12 protein-coding genes are annotated in these 17,911 nt (G+C 58.3%); 8 read left to right on the top strand and 4 right to left on the bottom strand.

Annotated elements, in window-relative coordinates; translation table 11 throughout:
• Nucleotides 1-427 precede the first annotated feature (427 nt).
• Entirely contained in the window at nucleotides 428-934 is a 507-nt protein-coding gene (locus DTA24_RS20040; protein ID WP_012542408.1) for a hypothetical protein, read from the top strand.
• 16 nt (nucleotides 935-950) lie between these two features.
• Here DTA24_RS20040 and DTA24_RS20035 read toward each other — a convergent pair whose 3' ends face one another.
• The 3 genes from DTA24_RS20035 to DTA24_RS20025 are packed head-to-tail and all read right to left on the bottom strand — an operon-like array spanning nucleotide 951 to nucleotide 6,064.
• The gene (locus DTA24_RS20035; RefSeq protein WP_162493330.1) at nucleotides 951-1,874 is read right to left on the bottom strand and encodes an acyltransferase; all 924 of its coding nucleotides are present in this window, start codon (nucleotides 1,872-1,874) and stop codon (nucleotides 951-953) included.
• A gap of 38 nt (nucleotides 1,875-1,912) precedes the next feature.
• Nucleotides 1,913-4,978, bottom strand: a complete 3,066-nt coding sequence (locus DTA24_RS20030; protein WP_110196033.1) for an efflux RND transporter permease subunit — start codon at nucleotides 4,976-4,978, stop codon at nucleotides 1,913-1,915.
• Nucleotides 4,979-6,064: an efflux RND transporter periplasmic adaptor subunit gene (locus DTA24_RS20025; protein ID WP_012542406.1), complete on the bottom strand. Its 1,086-nt coding sequence runs from the start codon at nucleotides 6,062-6,064 to the stop codon at nucleotides 4,979-4,981.
• A gap of 533 nt (nucleotides 6,065-6,597) precedes the next feature.
• On the opposite strand from DTA24_RS20025, the gene DTA24_RS20020 reads away from it, so the two are divergent.
• Nucleotides 6,598-7,029: a universal stress protein gene (locus DTA24_RS20020; protein ID WP_110196034.1), complete on the top strand. Its 432-nt coding sequence runs from the start codon at nucleotides 6,598-6,600 to the stop codon at nucleotides 7,027-7,029.
• Nucleotides 7,030-7,080: 51 nt separating this feature from the next.
• Nucleotides 7,081-9,768: a cation-transporting P-type ATPase gene (locus DTA24_RS20015; protein WP_110196035.1), complete on the top strand. Its 2,688-nt coding sequence runs from the start codon at nucleotides 7,081-7,083 to the stop codon at nucleotides 9,766-9,768.
• Nucleotides 9,769-10,055: 287 nt separating this feature from the next.
• On the opposite strand, the gene DTA24_RS20010 is transcribed toward DTA24_RS20015, so the two are convergent.
• Nucleotides 10,056-11,339: a putative acyl-CoA thioester hydrolase gene (locus DTA24_RS20010; RefSeq protein ID WP_110196036.1), complete on the bottom strand. Its 1,284-nt coding sequence runs from the start codon at nucleotides 11,337-11,339 to the stop codon at nucleotides 10,056-10,058.
• Nucleotides 11,340-11,493: 154 nt separating this feature from the next.
• On the opposite strand from DTA24_RS20010, the gene hutI reads away from it, so the two are divergent.
• From hutI to hutH, 5 genes are all read left to right on the top strand, one after another.
• A complete protein-coding gene (gene hutI, locus DTA24_RS20005; protein ID WP_162550400.1) occupies nucleotides 11,494-12,813 on the top strand; it encodes an imidazolonepropionase in 1,320 nt (439 codons plus the stop codon).
• Nucleotides 12,810-13,766, top strand: a complete 957-nt coding sequence (hutG, locus tag DTA24_RS20000) for a formimidoylglutamase (RefSeq protein WP_032753895.1) — start codon at nucleotides 12,810-12,812, stop codon at nucleotides 13,764-13,766. Before hutI ends, hutG begins: the two co-directional genes overlap by 4 nt.
• A 61-nt stretch (nucleotides 13,767-13,827) precedes the next feature.
• Entirely contained in the window at nucleotides 13,828-14,553 is a 726-nt protein-coding gene (locus DTA24_RS19995; RefSeq protein WP_008805728.1) for a histidine utilization repressor, read from the top strand.
• Nucleotides 14,554-14,695: 142 nt separating this feature from the next.
• Nucleotides 14,696-16,384, top strand: coding sequence for a urocanate hydratase (hutU, locus tag DTA24_RS28920; RefSeq protein ID WP_123837041.1), 1,689 nt, complete (start codon nucleotides 14,696-14,698; stop codon nucleotides 16,382-16,384).
• Complete coding sequence (gene hutH / locus DTA24_RS19985; protein WP_032729716.1) at nucleotides 16,381-17,907, top strand: histidine ammonia-lyase; 1,527 nt, start codon at nucleotides 16,381-16,383, stop codon at nucleotides 17,905-17,907. Before hutU ends, hutH begins: the two co-directional genes overlap by 4 nt.
• The last annotated feature ends 4 nt before the right edge of the window (nucleotides 17,908-17,911 follow it).

Below are 17,911 nucleotides of genomic sequence, written 5' to 3'. Positions count from 1 at the left end.
TCTGTGCAGGATGCGGATACAGGGCAATCAGACAGGGGATAATGACGCAGACCCGATCGGAATACGGGCTCTGTCGGTTTACGTCACTTGAGCAGAAAGAGCGCCGACGCAGGAAGGGGTACACAGCAACTCTGTCGTCGACAGGTGGCTAACTTCCGCGTCGGACCCTGAGCATAGCGGAAAACAGGTGAGGTTTTGTCTGTTTTTTGCACAATATAGTAAAGAGAGAAATATCAACCACTCCGCTATCGCCATGGTCGGTTTGTTGGCGGATTAGGCGTGTGCTACGCTTTTCTGGAACTCCATTTTCATTTCGGCACGGTTATCTTCCCCCATTTTCCTGTCGGGTGTCGCACCAGCATAACGACCGGTAAATACGGCAAAAGCATTCTGTTCATGGACAGGCATAGAGGACTGAGGAGGGATGATGCGTGGTAAAAGCGTGATGCTCCTGGCCGGGTTAGCCGCTTTCGCGCAGGCGAAAGAAATTAATCTCTATTCGGTAAATACTGGTTCCTATGTTTACCATCTGACCAATAACCACGGACAATATACTGAGAATTTTGAAAACCACTTTTTCTCGGTAGAGCGGAAATTCTCGGAAGATTCGAAATATAGTCTGCTGATTGGCACGATGAACAATAGTTTCGACGATCGTTGCCTGGCGCTGGGGGTGAGAAGAGACTGGTACCACAACGGCAGTGGATGGACCTTTAAAGGGGTCTACGGCTACACCGGCGAATTCTTCTTCGACGCCTTTGAGCATTGCGGCGATCATGGCTCCTACAAAGATTTTAAGGACGCCACCGGGATCGGCTTTTCCCCCTATATCTACCATGCCATTCAGTACAACTTTACCGACTATTTCGCCCTTGAGAGCGGCATCATTATTCCCAGCGTGTTTGTGATTAGCATCCAGTGGAGTTTCCGCTAAGTTGCCGCGTCGTTTGTCACAGGGTTATCACCTTCTTGAGCAGCGTGCTGGAGAGCACAGCGAGAGAAATGAGCACCGACAGGATAAACGTTAGCGCAATCACGCCCAGCTTGGTGGCTAACGAGTGAATAGGGATCAGCATCACCAGCAGGTGGAAAACGGAGTAGTGCAGAATATAGACCCCGGTCATCGCTTTGCTAACCGTCGCCAGCACCGCCTCCTTCAGTTCGCGGTTCTTTTTAAACTGCACGGCGTTAGCGGCGATCACCAGCAGGACGATCAGAATATAAATTTGCGATCCCGTCAGAATGAACGCATTGCGATCGGCTTTAAACAGCGCGAAGAAAAAATGGCGTTCATAAAACCAGGTAAATAAATAGACAAAGGGCAGGGCGATAATGGAGGCTTTAATCACCCGCGGGTCGCGTATCCACTCCGTGACTCGCGGATCGTTAAACAACTGCCCGGTTAAATAAAAAAGTAGCCATGTCCACAGACGATACTGCGGCGGCAGGCTGAAGAGATGTTTGTCCGGGTAGAGCACCGAGAGCAGGTCGTAACCATAAGCGCAGCACAGCAGCGTCAGAACCACGGTGAAAAACAGGCCCCGCCGCTGGCTGAGCCAGGCGATAAAGGGATGGAAGGTATAGATCACGATCAGGGCGAAAATAAACCAGGGCTGGATCAGGTAGCCGCGCTGATAAGGCTCCCAGACATAATAGACCGTTACCCAGAACAGAAAGACGATGACCACGCTTTTAATTTTGCCGATTTGCCAGTTGGCATCGTGACGCGTCTGTGCATCAAGATAACCAGCCACCACAAAAAACAACGGCGTCGCGATGGTCGAGATAAAGGTCAGCAGCCCGAGGATCCAGTGATAGTCATAATCATAGTGATCCCAGGTGTTATAGATAGTGAAAAAGGTCACCGCTGTCATACAGCCTAATGTCTTGATAATGCTGAGACCGGTACTGTTCATCGTTGAGGCGTCATATCCTTATGGTGGAAGCAAGCGTAAATTACCGGCAGAACCAGTAGCGTCAGTACGGTGGCAAAGGCGAGGCCGAACATGATCACCACCGCCATACTCTGGAAAAAGACATCGCGCAGCAGCGGGGCAAGGCCAAGCACAGTAGTAAAGGCGGTCAGCAGGATCGGCCGCAGACGAGAGGTTGCCGCATCAATGATTGCTTGTCTTTGATCTTTCTCCTGTTTTTGTTGCTCTATCTCTTCCACCAGCACAATGCCGTTGCGGATCAGCATACCGCTGAGGCTAAGCAGGCCGATTAAGGCCATAAAGCCGAAAGGGATGCCGGTCAGCAAAAAACCGGGCGTGACGCCGATCAGCGCCAGCGGGACGGTCAGCCAGATGGCAACAGCGTTTTTCAGCGAACTGAACATCAGCACCGTAATGATAAACATCACCAGATAGCCAAGCGGTAGGGTCGTGAACAGCCCTTGCTGCGCTTCACTGGAGTTTTCCGCATCGCCGCCCCATTCGATGCGGTAGCCATGCGGCAGCGTCAGCGCGTCAATGCGCGGTTTCACTCTGGCAAGGGTATCGCCCGACGTTTGGCCGCTTTGCGGGCTGGGGTCGGTCTGAACGGTAAGCACGCGGGTGCGATCGCGACGGAGAATCAATGGATCTTCCCACTCCAGCGAGAAGCCATGGATGACGTTACTCAACGGAATATACTGCTGCCGGCTCTGGCTCCAGACCAGCACGTTATTCAGGTGATTGGCATCCTGTCGCTCTGCTTCCGGCGGACGGACGATAACCGGCAGCAGGTCGGCGCCCTCGCGATATAACCCGGCGCGACTGCCGGAGAAATTCATCTCCAGCGCGCTATCAATATCCTGTTTATCCACCCCCAGCTCACGTCCCAACGCCAGAGAGTATTGCGGGCGGATCACCTTGCTGCGGTTCTGCCAGTCGTTACGTACGCTGTCGGTCGCCGGATCCGCGGCGAGAATGTCGCCCACCTGACTGGCCAGCGCGCGCAGAGTATCCGGATCAGGGCCCTTAATGCGCACTTCAATCGCGCTATCGCCGGACGGGCCGAACATAATGCGTTTGGTGCTGGCGTTCACCTGCGGGTAGTTTCTGGCAATCCAGGCCTCGACGTGGCGGGTGACGGGGGCGATACTGCGCTGGTCGTCCATCCGCACCATAATCTGCGCGTAGTTGCTGTACTGGCGCTGCCCGCTGTAGGTGAGAATAAATCGCATACTGCCCTGGCCAATGGTGGAGACGGTGGTAGCCACCCCCGGCTGGCTGGCGATCGACCGCTCAATATCGCGGGACATCTGCTCGGTGGCGTTAATATCGGTACCGTAGGGCAACCACAGGTCGACAAAGAAAATGGGCGTATTCGATGACGGAAAGAAATTCTGCCGGACGAAGGTGAAGCCCCAGATCGCCCCGGCTAACAGCGCGCCCATCAGCACCAGCGTCAGGGTCTTTTGCTGCAGCAGTATTCGCAGCGTCTGCTGATAGCCACGATAGAAGCGGCCGCGGTAGGGATCGGCTTTTTCCTTCGGCGCCTCGGCCGACGGGGCGTTTTTAAACAACCACCACTTGATGAGTACCGGCGTGATGGTCAGGGCGGAAAACCAGCTGAGCATCAGGGAGATCAGCAGCACCTGGAACAGGGATTTGCAATACTCCCCGGTGGAGTCCTGGGAAAGGCCAATTGGCGCGAAGGCGAGGATGGCAATAACGGTGGCGCCGAGCAGCGGCAGGGCGGAGCGGCGGATCACATAATTAATCGCGCCCAGCAGCGGAGATCCTTGCTGGCGGGCGATCAGCACCCCTTCGACAATGACAATGGCATTGTCCACCAACATACTCAGGGCGATGATCAGCGCCCCGAGGGAGATTCGCTGTAACTCGATCCCCCAGATATACATGATAAGCAGAGTGCCGAGGACGTTGAGCGCCAGCGACAAAGCAATAATGATCCCGCTGCGCACCCCCATGAACACCAGCAGCACGCCGACGACGATCGCCAGGGCCATCAGGAAGTTGGTAATAAAACCATTGACCGAGTGGGCGACCTCTGCCGCCTGATCGTAAAAAATGGCGATGTCGATACCCGCCGGTTTATCGGCGGCCATCTGCTGAAGTCGGGCTTCGAGGGCATGCCCCACGTCAATGACGTTAACGCCAGGGATAAAGGAGACCCCCATGGTCACCGCCTGGCGGCCGTTGGCATGATAGATACTGGAGGGAGAGTCGGTCAGCCCGCGCGACAACGTGGCAATATCCCGTAGTCGGGTGGTGGCGCTGGCGCCATGAGGGCTGACCAGAAGATCCCCCAGTTCATCGATATTCTGAAACTCCCCGGTGGGGTGAAGGCGGATCGATTCGCTGCCGGCGCGGATCTCCCCGGCGCTGGATACCACGTTGAGCCGGGTCAGGATAGCGGCAAGCTGGTTAAGCGTAATACCGCGCGCCGCCATTTTCGCCAGCGAGATATCAACATTGATCTGCTGTGGAATCGCGCCGCCAATGGCGACTTTGCCGACGCCCGGCACCAGCACCAGCTCACGGCGCAACTGCTCGGCATAGCGCACCAGCTCAGGATTGGTAAAACTGTCGCCCGAAATGGCGAAGAAAAAGCCAAACACATCGCCAAAGTCATCATTGACGAAGGAGGGGACTACCCCCGGGGGAAAAAGCCGGCTGGCGTCACCGACGCGGCGACGCAGCTCATCCCAGATTTGCGGCAGTTCGCTGGAATGGTACTGCGAAGCAATATTCACTGTAATTTGCGATAAGCCATTCGAGGAGATGGAGCTGACGTTATCCAGCGAGGGAAGCTGCTGAATCGCGTTTTCCAGCGGCAGGGTCACCTCCTCCTCCACCTGCTGAGCGGACGCGCCAGGGTAGTGGGTGACGATCACCGCCGTTTTGATGGTGAAGGCGGGATCTTCCAGGCGGCCAATATTGAGCAGGGCGAACAGGCCACCCACCCCCAACAGCAAAATGGCTAACCAGACGCGGGTCGGGTTGTTAATAAACTGACGGGAAATGTCCATTTATAATCCTCGTTCACGCGTCCAGATCCGCACCGGCTGCCGGTCGTGGAGTTCGCTTACCCCCGCTGCAACCACCTGTTCGCCCGCACGGAGCCCTTCGGTGATCATCACTCCCTGCGAGGTCACTTCCCCGACCGTGACTCTGCGCTCCTCAAGATACAGATGGGCGTTTTCGCCTTTTACCACCCAGACGACCGGTTCATTCTTCGGTCGGTTATCGGGGTTAAACACTGCTTCCACGGGCACTACGAGGGTTTCCCGTCCGGCGCTGGCCGGCAAATTGCCGAGATTGACCGTCACGGTGCCGCTAACCCCGCCGACGGTGGGAAAATCATCTGGTCGCGGCATGGTTAAAATGATCTGCCAGGTGAGGGTGCTGTTGTCGCTGCTGCCGGTATGCTCTTTGTATTCCGCGGTAAACTCGCGGCCCGGCAGAGTATTGATCCTGACGACGGGGCGGTAGGCGGTATTGCGGATATCGAGCGAGGTGAACAGATTTTCCGGAATGCTGAAGACCACATCGAGCAGGTCGGTACGCGTCAGGGTAATCACCGGCTGGCCAGCGGCGACCACCTGATGATTACGGATATGCACGCCGGCGGCAATCCCGCCGAAGGGGGCGGTGAGACTCATTTGCGCCAGCTCTTCACGGGCAATTTTCAAGGCCGCGTTGGCGGCATCGCGATTGGCGCGCTGCACGTCCATCTCCGCCTGGGAAATCGCCTGACGTCCTGCCAGGGTCTGGAAACGATCAAACTGACGCTGGGCGAGGGTTGCCGCCGTTTGTCGCTCATTGACCCGCTGCTGGGCTTCGCGGGCATTCAGACGCGCCAGCGTTTGTCCCTGAGTTAGGGTTGCACCCTGGCGAATATCCAGTGACTCCACCTGACCACCCCGTTTAAACGACAGTTCGGTGGAGTCGCCAGACTCGATGCGGGCTGGAAACGTCCGCTGCTGGGTGTTACCCACGGCGGTGACTTGCGCCACCTTGACCATCCGGGGAGCGGCTTCGACGGACGGCGCTTTCTGATCGCAAGCGGTTGTTAATAAAATAACAACCGGGATGAGAGAAAAATAACGGTTCACAGTATTCCCCTCAGACTCATGATTTATTTTACGTTTTTATTAGGCGGCGCACGCTTATTCTGCGAGGGCGGCGACAACCAGATAGGTGAATAGTCCTACCAGTGTACAGGCGACAATGGCCAGCGCGACAAACAATCCCAGACGTAACAGGCTATAACCAAACATGATTTTCTCCCTTAACTCCCACCCGAACCGCGAATGTCATTTCGCCCGGCACAATGTGTGACCGTCGGACATTCGGTGCGGCACTCCTGCTTGTAATCAGCATAGTCGGAGAAAACATGAAGTGTTAAAAAAGAGAATACCGCGTCGCTGTTGGCGTCAAGGGGTTAAGGGCAGGAGATCTGCGGGCTTTCGCGGGCTTTTATAATATTTTTCAGTCTATTAATGGCTCATTTTCTAATGTTAATTTTCCTGTGCTACGTTTAATAACATCGATTCCGCTTGCCGCTTCTGTTGTTGAGATTTGCTTCCTCCCCAAGTATGGGGCTATTCATCACTACGCATTGTATTGGTAATAAAAGGATTATCTCATGTATAAAAATATCGTTGTTCCCGTTGACGTGTTTGATGCAGGCCTGGCCGACAAAGCCCTCTCTCATGCGAAGTTCCTCGCCCAGCACTCTGCCGGGAAAATTCATCTTGTGCATGTTATTCCGGCATTTTCACCGGTATTAACGCGTGGATTTATCTCTGATGCGCGAAAGATGGAAGAGCATTTGATTTCTACCGCTAAGGAAAAACTCAGCGATCTGGTAAAGAAAAATTCTCTGGCGGAAGAGACCAGCCATCTTTATGTGCGCAGTGGCAATATTCGCGATCAAGTGATTGACCTGGCCGATGAGCTGAAAGCGGACGTGGTGATTGTCGGTTCGCGCAATCCGGGGATCCAGACCCATCTTCTGGGCTCTGAAGCGGCAAACATCGTGCGCTACGCCCATGTACCGGTTTTCGTTGTGCGCTGATGACGGCGGGATGTCGTCCTGACTTCCGCTTCAGAAATCGAGGGAGAGAGTATGAATACAGATAAACCGGGGGCGCCCTTCTATCAGCGTTCCGTCGAGGAGACGCTCGCCAGCGTGCAAAGTACGCCGGAGGGCATTAGCGGGACAGAAGCGGCCACACGCCTGCAGCAGTATGGCGAAAACGCCCTGCCGCAGAAGCCGGGTAAGCCAGCCTGGCTGCGTTTTATCGTGCATTTTAACGATGTACTAATCTACGTGCTGCTGGCGGCGGCGCTGCTGAAGGCGGTGATGGGCCATTGGATCGACATGGCGGTGATCCTCGCGGTGGCGGTCGTCAATGCGCTGATTGGCTTCATCCAGGAAAGTAATGCGGAGAAATCGCTGCAGAGTATCCGCAATATGCTGTCCAGCGAAGCGGTAGTGATCCGCCAGGGTAACCATGAAACCATCCCCACCACCTCGCTGGTACCCGGCGATATCGTGGTGATCCGCGCCGGCGACCGTATCCCCGCTGATTTACGGGTGATTGAGGCGCACAACCTGCGGGTGGAAGAGGCCATCCTCACCGGGGAGTCAACGGTGGTGGAAAAAACCACCGAGCCGCTGAGCGGCGATTTACCGCTCGGCGATCGCAGCAACCTGTTGTTTTCCGGTACCACCGTCAGCTCAGGGGCGGGCAAAGGGATCGTGGTGGCGACCGGCGGCGATACCGAGCTGGGTCACATCAACCAGATGATGGCGGGCATTGAAAAACACCGTACGCCGCTGCTGGTGCAAATGGACAAGCTGGGCAAAGCCATCTTTATCCTCATTCTGGTGATGATGGCTGCGCTGTTCGTCTTTAGCCTGCTGTTCCGCGATATGCCGGTCTCCGAACTTATGCTGTCGCTGATTAGCCTCGCGGTGGCGTCAGTCCCGGAAGGCTTGCCGGCGATTATCTCGATTATTCTGTCGCTCGGTGTGCAGGCGATGGCGCGCCAGAAAGCGATTATCCGCAAGCTGCCGACGGTGGAAACCCTCGGCGCGATGACGGTTATCTGTTCGGATAAAACCGGGACCCTCACCATGAACGAAATGACGGTGAAGGCGGTGATCACCGCGGACAGCGTCTATCGGGTGGAAGGGGATAGCTATGAGCCGGTCGGTAAGATCCACGCCATTGATGACCCGACGCCGGTCGCGGTCGCGCCTTGCACGCTGTTCGAACGCTATCTGCGTACCATCGATCTGTGTAACGACAGTCAGCTTATTAAAGATGAGAGCGGGTTGTGGAAAATCACCGGTGGCCCGACCGAGGGGGCGCTGAAGGTACTGGCGGCGAAGGTTACTCTGCCGCCGCTGACCAGCGAGCTGCGCAGTAAAATTCCTTTTGATTCGCAATATAAATACATGTCGACCCTCTACCGGCTGGGTGAGGAGGAGGTGGTGCTGGTCACTGGCGCGCCGGATGTCCTGTTCCGCTTGTGTCAATATCAACAGAGCGACAGCGGATTGCAGCCGCTGGATCTACCGTACTGGGAAGGCAAAATTGAAGAGTACGCCCGGGAAGGGCTACGGATGGTGGCCGCGGCCTGGAAGCCGGCTTCCGCAGGCCAGACGGAACTAACCCATCAGGATCTGCAGCAGGGGGTGATTTTGTTAGGGGTTGCCGGGATGATGGATCCGCCGCGTCCCGAGGCCATCACGGCGATTGCCGACTGCCTGCAGGCCGGGATCCGCGTGAAGATGATCACCGGCGACCACCCGCAAACGGCGATGAGTATCGGCAAGATGCTGGGGATTGGCAATGCGGGGAATGCCATTACCGGGCGCGAACTGGAGGTGATGGACGACGCGCAGCTGAGCGTGGCCGCGCAGCAGTATGATATCTTTGCCCGAACCAGCCCGGAAGATAAGTTCCGCCTGGTGCAGGCCCTGCAGAGCAAGAAAGAGATTGTCGGGATGACCGGCGACGGGGTGAACGATGCTCCGGCGCTGAAGCAGGCTGACGTCGGCGTGGCGATGGGGATCAAGGGGACCGAGGTGACCAAGGAAGCCGCCGATATGGTGCTGACCGATGATAACTTCGCCACCATCGCCAGCGCGGTCCGCGAGGGGCGTCGGGTGTATGACAACCTGAAGAAAACCATTCTCTTCGTCATGCCGACCAACCTTGCGCAGGGGTTACTGATCGTGATCGCGCTGCTGGCGGGCAACGTACTGCCGCTGACGCCGGTGCTGATCCTGTGGATGAACATGGCCACTTCCGCCACGCTGTCGTTTGGTCTGGCGTTTGAAGCCGGTGAGAAAAATATTATGCGGCGGCCGCCGCGTGATCCGAAAATTCACGTCATGGACGGCTTTGCCATCTGGCGCGTGGCGTTTGTGGGGTCGATGATTGCGGTCAGCGCATTTATTCTCGAAGCCTGGCTGCAGCCGCGCGGCTATTCGCCGGAGTTTATCCGTACCGTGCTGTTGCAGACCCTGGTCACCGCCCAATGGTTCTATATGCTGAACTGCCGCGTGTCGGATGGTTTCTCGTTGACGAAAAGTCTGCTGGCTAACAAAGGGATCTGGATTGTCAGCGGCGTGCTGCTGGTGCTGCAGCTGCTGATTATCTATGCGCCGTTTATGCAGATGCTGTTCGGTACCACCGGGCTGCCGTTCCGCTACTGGGTGATCACCTTCATCATCGGCTTCGCGATGTTCCTGATCGTTGAACTGGAAAAACCGCTGACCCGCAAATGGCGAACCGCCTGACGGCGTGATGTGCAGTACGCAAAAGAGAACACGCAAAAGAGAAGAGGGGGCATCGCCCCCTCTCTGGCTGACGACAAACCTGTTTCGTCATTGTGCTCGCATTTCTGCCGGGTGGCGGCATTCGCCTTACCCGGCCTACGAAAGACTTCAATATCAAACCGTTATGCAGTTAGCTGTAGGCCCGCGCAAGCGCAGCGCCACCGGGCAATTCCTGAAGATTGCACGTTGTCAGCAGTCTGAGAGAGGGCATCGCCCTCTCTTTTATTATGGTTCACGCTTGTTGCGCGTTACTGTTTCGGCTCGGCGACCACAGTGCTTCCCACGCCGCGGTTGTTATATTCCCACATGCGATTGACGCTATTGTCGTTGAGGTTGCGCTGCAGATTGCCTTTGGCATCTACTGCGCCAACGTTACCGCTAAAGGCACGGTTTGAACCGACCGCTGCCGCCCACGGCTGGGCGATGTTAAAGCCTTCATTGATGACGCTGTCGCGGATCACGACCTGGCCATTGCTGTTGCCGTCAACGTCCAGCGCGCGGCCCAGCTGCGCGACGTTATCGCCGGACGCGGTAAAGCGGCTGTTGGTCGCCAGGAAGCCGTAGGTCATGCTCTTCAGGGTAGCCGGCGCGAAAACATAGGCTTCTTTCTGGGTACGCGAGTTCACCACGCGGAAATCGGTGTTATCAAATACCACCGCGCCGCGACCGGACACGATATCCACATCGCCTTCAATGTAGCTGTTGGTCACCAGGGTGCGGGTCTGGCGGTTATCCTGCAGACGGTTCTGCACGCCGCTGTTGGTCACAAAGAAGGTGTTCTGACGGCCAAGAATATTGACCTTGTTGATCTGCACCTGATCGCCATCGGTGCGCAGGGCGACGGCCTGGTGAGTACCGGCGTCGACGCTGTCGCCAAGGTTGTTGGCGATGGTCAGGTTCTGCAGCTGCAGGCCGTTATTCTGCGACCAGAAGACCGCAGAGCACATCACGCCGACGGTGGCCGCGGATTTATTCTGGCAGCTATCGAACATATACCATGCCGGTTTGCCCGGCATATATTTACCGCCCGGATTGACCAGACGGCGCCAGGTGTTGCGATCCATTTCAGAATCAATGGCTTCGCTGATTTTCACGTCAATCGGTTTATCGCCGGTACCATACAGGGTCAGGGCGCCAGGCGCCGCCGGTACGTAAACCGTTCCCGGGTACTCGCCAGGCATGATGGCAATAAACAGACGGCGATTTGAATGACGGGCAATCGCCGCATCGACCGCCGCCTGGACGGTGGTATGGGTCACGCCCTGGGTTCCCGCCGGGCCAACGATAAAGTCAGGCTGCGCCGGCAGGCTGATGGCAGATGGCGTCCAGGCCGCGGCATTGGGAGTCAGCGACTGGAAATAGGCCGCCGGGGTAAAGTTTTTCGCTTCATCGGCGTTCAGAATGGGACGCGCGGTGGTGCCCGGTGCAGTCTGCGTAGAGGGCTGTTGATCGGCAGGCGTCGAGCTACAGGCGGACAGCGTCACGCCGAAGGCCAGCGCCAGCGCCAGACGGGAAACGGAATATGTGTTCATGTTGCTCCGGGCAAAATTAAGCGTAGTGAAATACCCCGGCTGAGACGCCAAGGTATAAGTCCTTTAAAACCTGCTGTTTTATACTAACTTGAACGAAACGGGAAGACATGGGCGGAAAAACTTACCGTCTTTACGCAACGTGCAGTCCTGCTGGATGGTCTTTAGTCACAAAAAAATAACATTTCCCCGCGCTATTGTTGACTTTATCGGCGTTATGAAAATAAATGTCTATACAACCCATGACAAGTTAAGCGCTATGACTCAAGCCACCTCTGAACGCGTTATCTGGCGAAACGCGCGTCTCGCCACCCTGAACCCTGATTACTCTCAACCCTACGGTCTGCTGGAGCGCCATGCGCTGCTGGTGCGCAATGGCCGCATTGAGGCAATTGTCGCCGACGCTGACGCCCCCGGCGGGCGCAGTATCGATCTCGAAGGCCGGCTGGTTACGCCGGGTTTAATCGACTGCCATACCCACCTGATCTTTGGCGGCAGCCGGGCGCAGGAGTGGGAGCAGCGGCTGAACGGCGTCTCCTATCAAACCATCAGCGCTAACGGCGGTGGGATTAATTCCACCGTGCACGCCACGCGCGACAGCAGCGAAGCTGAACTACTGGCGCTGGCGCAGCCGCGTCTGGCGCGCCTGCTGCGTGAAGGGGTGACCACCCTGGAGATTAAATCAGGCTACGGTCTCGATCTGCAAAACGAACGCAAAATGCTGCGGGTCGCCCGCCAGCTGGCCGACGACAATGGCGTGGAACTGTCGGCGACGTTGCTCTCCGCTCACGCCACGCCGCCGGAATATCATGGCGACGCCGATGGCTATATCTCGCTGGTCTGCGAGACCATACTGCCGACGCTGTGGCAGGAGGGACTGTTTGAAAGCGTTGACGTCTTTTGCGAAAACGTTGGATTCAGCCCGCAGCAAACTGAGCGCGTATTTCAGGCGGCGCAGGCGCTGGGCATTCCGGTAAAAGGCCACGTTGAGCAGCTCTCTTCGCTGGGCGGCGCACAACTGGTGAGCCGCTATCACGGACTGTCCGCCGACCATATCGAGTATCTGACGGAAGAGGGCGTGGCGGCGATGCGCGAAAGCGGCACCGTGGCAGCTCTGCTCCCCGGCGCGTTCTACTTCCTTAATGAAACCCGCAAACCGCCGGTGGAACTGCTGCGCAAATACCAGGTGCCGATGGCGGTGGCGACCGATTTCAACCCCGGCACCAGCCCCTTCGCCAGCCTGCATCTGGCGATGAACATGGCCTGCGTCAAGTTTGGTTTAACGCCGGAAGAGGCCTGGGCCGGGGTAACGCGCCATGCCGCGCGGGCGCTGGGGCGGCAGGACAGCCACGGTCAGCTGGCGGCGGGCTTTGTCGCAAACTTTGCCATCTGGGATGCCGAGCATCCGGTCGAGATGGTGTATGAGCCGGGGCGCGCGCCGCTCTGGGGACGCGTGGTACGAGGAGAACGGCAATGATGCTGTGGCAAGCTACGCCCGCCAGTCTCTGGCAGGGACGCGATGATAGCGCGGAAGCGCCCAATGCGCTGCGCCTGTTCCAGACTATCGCCCGCGCGGAACGCTTCGCGCCGCAGGAGATGCCCGGTGATATCGCGCTGCTCGGCTTCGCCTGTGACGAAGGCGTCCGGCGTAACAAAGGGCGTACCGGCGCCGGGCATGGTCCGGAAGCGCTGCGCCGGGCGCTGGCCAATATGGCCAGCCATCAGGGCCACGACCGCTGCGTGGATATGGGCACCATCAGCGTCGACGGCGAACAGTTAGAAGCCGCGCATCAGGCGCTGCGCGAGGCGGTGGCCGCCTGCCAGCGTGCCGGCAAACGCACGCTGGTCCTGGGCGGCGGTCATGAGACGGCCTTCGGCCATGGCGCTGGGGTTCTGGATGCCTTCCCGGGCGAAAAAGTGGGCATTATTAATCTCGATGCGCATCTGGATTTACGCTTTGCCGAATGCGCCAGCTCCGGGACGCCGTTCCGCCAGCTGGCGCTGGAGTGTGACGCCCAGCAGCGCGGTTTTCACTATACCTGCATCGGCGTCAGCCGGGCGGCGAACACCCAGGCGCTATGGGATGAAGCAGCGCGCCGCCAGGTGGCTGTCGTTGAAGATCTGGCGGTGCTGGCGGACTTCGACACTCACGTGTTGCCGGAGCTGGAGCGCAATATCGCGCAGTACGATCGTCTGTATCTGACCATCGATCTCGACGTGCTGCCGGCGCGCGAAATGCCGGCGGTTTCCGCGCCGGCTGCGCTGGGCGTGCCGCTGGCAATCCTGCTGCGCATCGTTGAGCTGTTGTGCCGCAGCGGAAAGCTGCAGGCGGTGGATTTGGTCGAGTTTAATCCGCAATTTGACATCGACGGACAGGGTGCCCGCGCGGCGGCCCGTCTGGCATGGCAAATCGCCCATTGGTGGCGCTAGCGATCCGCGCTATTATTTTCGCTTCGCCGCTCCGCTTATTATGCATAAGGAAAGCCAGGCCATGTTTGCACAACAACCTCGTTCCGCGCCCGCGCCTTTCTATGAAAAGGTGAAGCAGGCGATTAGCGAAAAAATCTACCGCGGCGAGTGGCGTCCGCACGACCGAATTCCCTCGGAGGCTGAACTGGTTGCCCAGTTCGGCTTCAGCCGGATGACCATCAACCGCGCGCTGCGCGAGCTGACGGATGAAGGCCTGCTGGTCAGGCTGCAGGGGGTCGGGACCTTCGTCGCCGAGCCGAAAGGGCAGTCGGCGCTGTTTGAAGTGCGCAGCATTGCCGATGAAATTGTCTCTCGTCGCCATCAGCACCGCTGTGAAGTGCTGCTGCTGGAGGAGACCGAAGCCGATCTCATTCAGGCGGAGGCGCTCACCGTCGCCGAAGGCACGCGTATCTTTCATTCACGGATGGTGCATTTCGAAAACGAGGTTCCGGTACAAATCGAAGATCGCTGCGTGAATGCTGCGGTGGTGCCGGATTACTTGTTACAGGATTACACCACTACCACGCCGCATGATTATCTGTCGCTGATCGCGCCATTAACCGAAGGCGAACATATTGTCGAGGCGGTGCAGGCGACGTCAGAGGAGTGCGCGTTGCTGCGCATTCTGCCGCACGATCCCTGCCTGCTCATTCGCCGTCGCACCTGGTCGAAGACGCATATCGTCTCACACGCTCGCCTGCTGTTCCCCGGCGCGCGCTACCGTCTGCAGGGCCATTTCAGCTCGTAATTTTCCCTGGCGTCAGCAAAACGTGATTGCTGACGCAATATAACAAAATTGTATCATTTCTGTTAAATCCTGGCTTGCGCAGAGTTGTATAGACAAGTATATGTATCTACGTACACAACGTTAATTGTCAGGAGAAACCCCGATGTCGCAAAGCAAATATCGCCAGCTGGACGTCCGTGCACCGAGAGGCACGACGCTGACCGCCAGGAGCTGGTTGACCGAAGCGCCGCTGCGTATGTTAATGAACAACCTCGATCCCGATGTCGCTGAAAACCCGCATGAGCTGGTGGTCTATGGCGGTATTGGTCGCGCTGCGCGCAACTGGGAATGCTATGACGCTATCGTGAAGGCGCTGAAAAACCTGGAAAGCGACGAGACTCTGCTGGTGCAGTCCGGCAAACCGGTCGGCGTCTTTAAAACGCATGAAAACTCGCCGCGCGTGCTGATCGCTAACTCCAACCTGGTTCCGCACTGGGCCACCTGGGAACACTTCAACGAACTGGATGCCAAAGGGCTGGCGATGTACGGCCAGATGACCGCCGGCAGCTGGATCTACATCGGTAGCCAGGGCATCGTGCAGGGCACCTACGAAACCTTCGTCGAAGCCGGTCGCCAGCACTATCAGGGCAGCCTGAAAGGCCGTTGGGTATTAACCGCCGGTCTGGGCGGCATGGGTGGCGCGCAGCCGCTGGCCGCGACGCTGGCAGGCGCCTGCTCGCTGAACATCGAATGTCAGCAGAGCCGCATCGATTTCCGTCTGCGTACCCGCTACGTGGATGAACAGGCCACTTCTCTGGATGACGCCCTGGCGCGCATCAAAAAATACACCGCCGAAGGCCGCGCCATCTCCATCGCGCTGTGCGGCAACGCTGCGGATATCGTGCCAGAGCTGGTGAAACGCGGCGTGCGCCCGGATATGGTTACCGATCAGACCAGCGCCCACGATCCGCTGCATGGCTATCTGCCGAAAGGCTGGAGCTGGGAGGAGTATCAGCAGAAAGCCGAATCCGATCCGCAGGGCACCATTCTGGCGGCGAAACGCTCAATGGCCGACCACGTGCAGGCGATGCTGGCCTTCCACGAGATGGGGGTGCCGACCTTCGACTACGGCAACAACATCCGCCAGATGGCGCAGGAAATGGGCGTCAGCAACGCCTTCGATTTCCCGGGTTTCGTGCCGGCGTATATCCGCCCGCTGTTCTGCCGGGGTATCGGCCCGTTCCGTTGGGTAGCGCTGTCCGGCGATCCGCAGGATATCTACAAAACCGACGCGAAAGTGAAAGAGATCATTAAAGATGATAAGCATCTGCACCACTGGCTGGATATGGCGCGCGAGCGCATCAGCTTCCAGGGACTGCCGGCGCGTATCTGCTGGGTAGGTCTGGAGTGGCGTCAGAAGCTCGGTCTGGCGTTTAACGAAATGGTGCGCAGCGGCGAAGTCTCCGCGCCGATCGTGATTGGCCGCGATCACCTTGATTCCGGCTCCGTCGCCAGCCCGAACCGCGAAACCGAAGCCATGCGCGACGGCTCAGATGCGGTATCCGACTGGCCGCTGCTGAACGCCTTGCTTAACACCGCCAGCGGCGCGACCTGGGTGTCGCTGCACCACGGCGGCGGCGTAGGTATGGGCTTCTCGCAGCACTCCGGGATGGTTATCGTCTGTGACGGTACCGATGAAGCGGCGGCGCGTATCGCTCGCGTCCTGCGCAACGACCCGGCGACCGGCGTGATGCGTCATGCCGATGCGGGTTACGATATTGCTATTGAATGCGCAGCAGAACAGGGTCTGAATCTTCCGATGGTGGCAGCAACGCAGGGGAACGCTAAATGAAATCGTTAACGCTCATTCCGGGGAAACTGAGCCTGTCGCAGCTCCGCGAGGTTTACAGCCACCCGCTGAACATTACCCTCGACAGCAGCGCGTTTGCCGCCATTGATGAGAGCGTGGCCTGCGTCAACGCCATCCTTGCCGAAGGGCGTACCGCCTACGGTATCAACACCGGTTTTGGCCTGCTGGCGCAAACCCGTATCTCGACGGACGATCTGGAGAACCTGCAGCGTTCGCTGGTGCTGTCCCATGCGGCGGGCGTAGGTGAGCCGCTGGACGACGACCTGGCGCGCCTGATTATGGTGCTGAAGATTAACAGCCTGTCCCGCGGTTTCTCCGGGATCCGCCTGAGCGTGATCCAGGCGCTGATTGGCCTGGTCAATGCCGGCGTGACGCCGTGGATCCCGGCGAAAGGTTCCGTCGGCGCCTCCGGTGACCTCGCGCCGCTGGCGCATATGTCGCTGACCCTGCTGGGTGAAGGCAAAGCGCGGGTTCGCGGTGGCGAATGGCTGCCAGCGACCGACGCGCTGCGTCAGGCGGGGCTGGAGCCGATTACCCTGGCGGCGAAAGAGGGATTGGCGCTGCTGAACGGCACCCAGGCCTCGACGGCTTTTGCGCTGCGCGGTCTGTTCGAAGCCGAAGATCTGTTCGCCTCCGCGGTCGTCTGCGGGGCGTTAACCACTGAAGCGGCGCTGGGTTCGCGTCGTCCGTTCGACGCGCGTATTCACGAGGTGCGCGGCCAGCGCGGGCAGATTGATGCGGCGGCACTGTATCGCCACCTGTTGACCGATGACAGCGCGATCTCGCGGTCGCATCATAATTGCACCAAGGTTCAGGATCCGTACTCACTGCGCTGCCAGCCGCAAGTGATGGGCGCCTGCCTGACGCAGATCCGCCAGGCGGCGGAAGTACTGTTAGCCGAAGCGAATGCGGTCTCCGATAACCCGCTGGTCTTTGCCGCCGAAAATGACGTCATCTCCGGCGGTAACTTCCACGCCGAACCGGTGGCGATGGCGGCGGATAATATCGCGCTGGCGATCGCCGAAATCGGCTCGCTCTCCGAGCGTCGTATCGCGCTGATGATGGACAGCCATATGTCGCAGCTGCCGCCGTTCCTCGTGAAAAATGGCGGCGTCAACTCCGGGTTTATGATCGCCCAGGTCACAGCGGCGGCTTTGGCCAGTGAAAACAAAGCGCTCTCGCATCCGCATAGCGTTGATAGCCTGCCGACGTCCGCCAACCAGGAAGACCACGTCTCGATGGCGCCGGCTGCCGGCCGTCGGCTGTGGGCGATGGCGGAAAACACCCGCGGCGTACTGGCCGTTGAGTGGCTGGCGGCGGTGCAGGGCCTGGATATGCGCGAAGGGCTGACCACCAGTCCGCTGCTGGAAGAGGCGCGCCATCTGCTGCGCGAACGCGTATCTCACTATACGCAGGATCGTTTCTTCGCCCCTGACATTGAAAATGCCATTGCACTTTTGGCTGCACGTCACCTGACGCGTCTGCTGCCTGCCGTACTGCATTAATCAC

This window comes from Klebsiella sp. P1CD1 (assembly GCF_003790505.1).
GTDB lineage: Bacteria > Pseudomonadota > Gammaproteobacteria > Enterobacterales > Enterobacteriaceae > Klebsiella > Klebsiella variicola.
The sequence above is the reverse complement of the archived record's forward strand: the minus strand, read 5'-3'. Positions and strand labels throughout refer to the sequence as shown.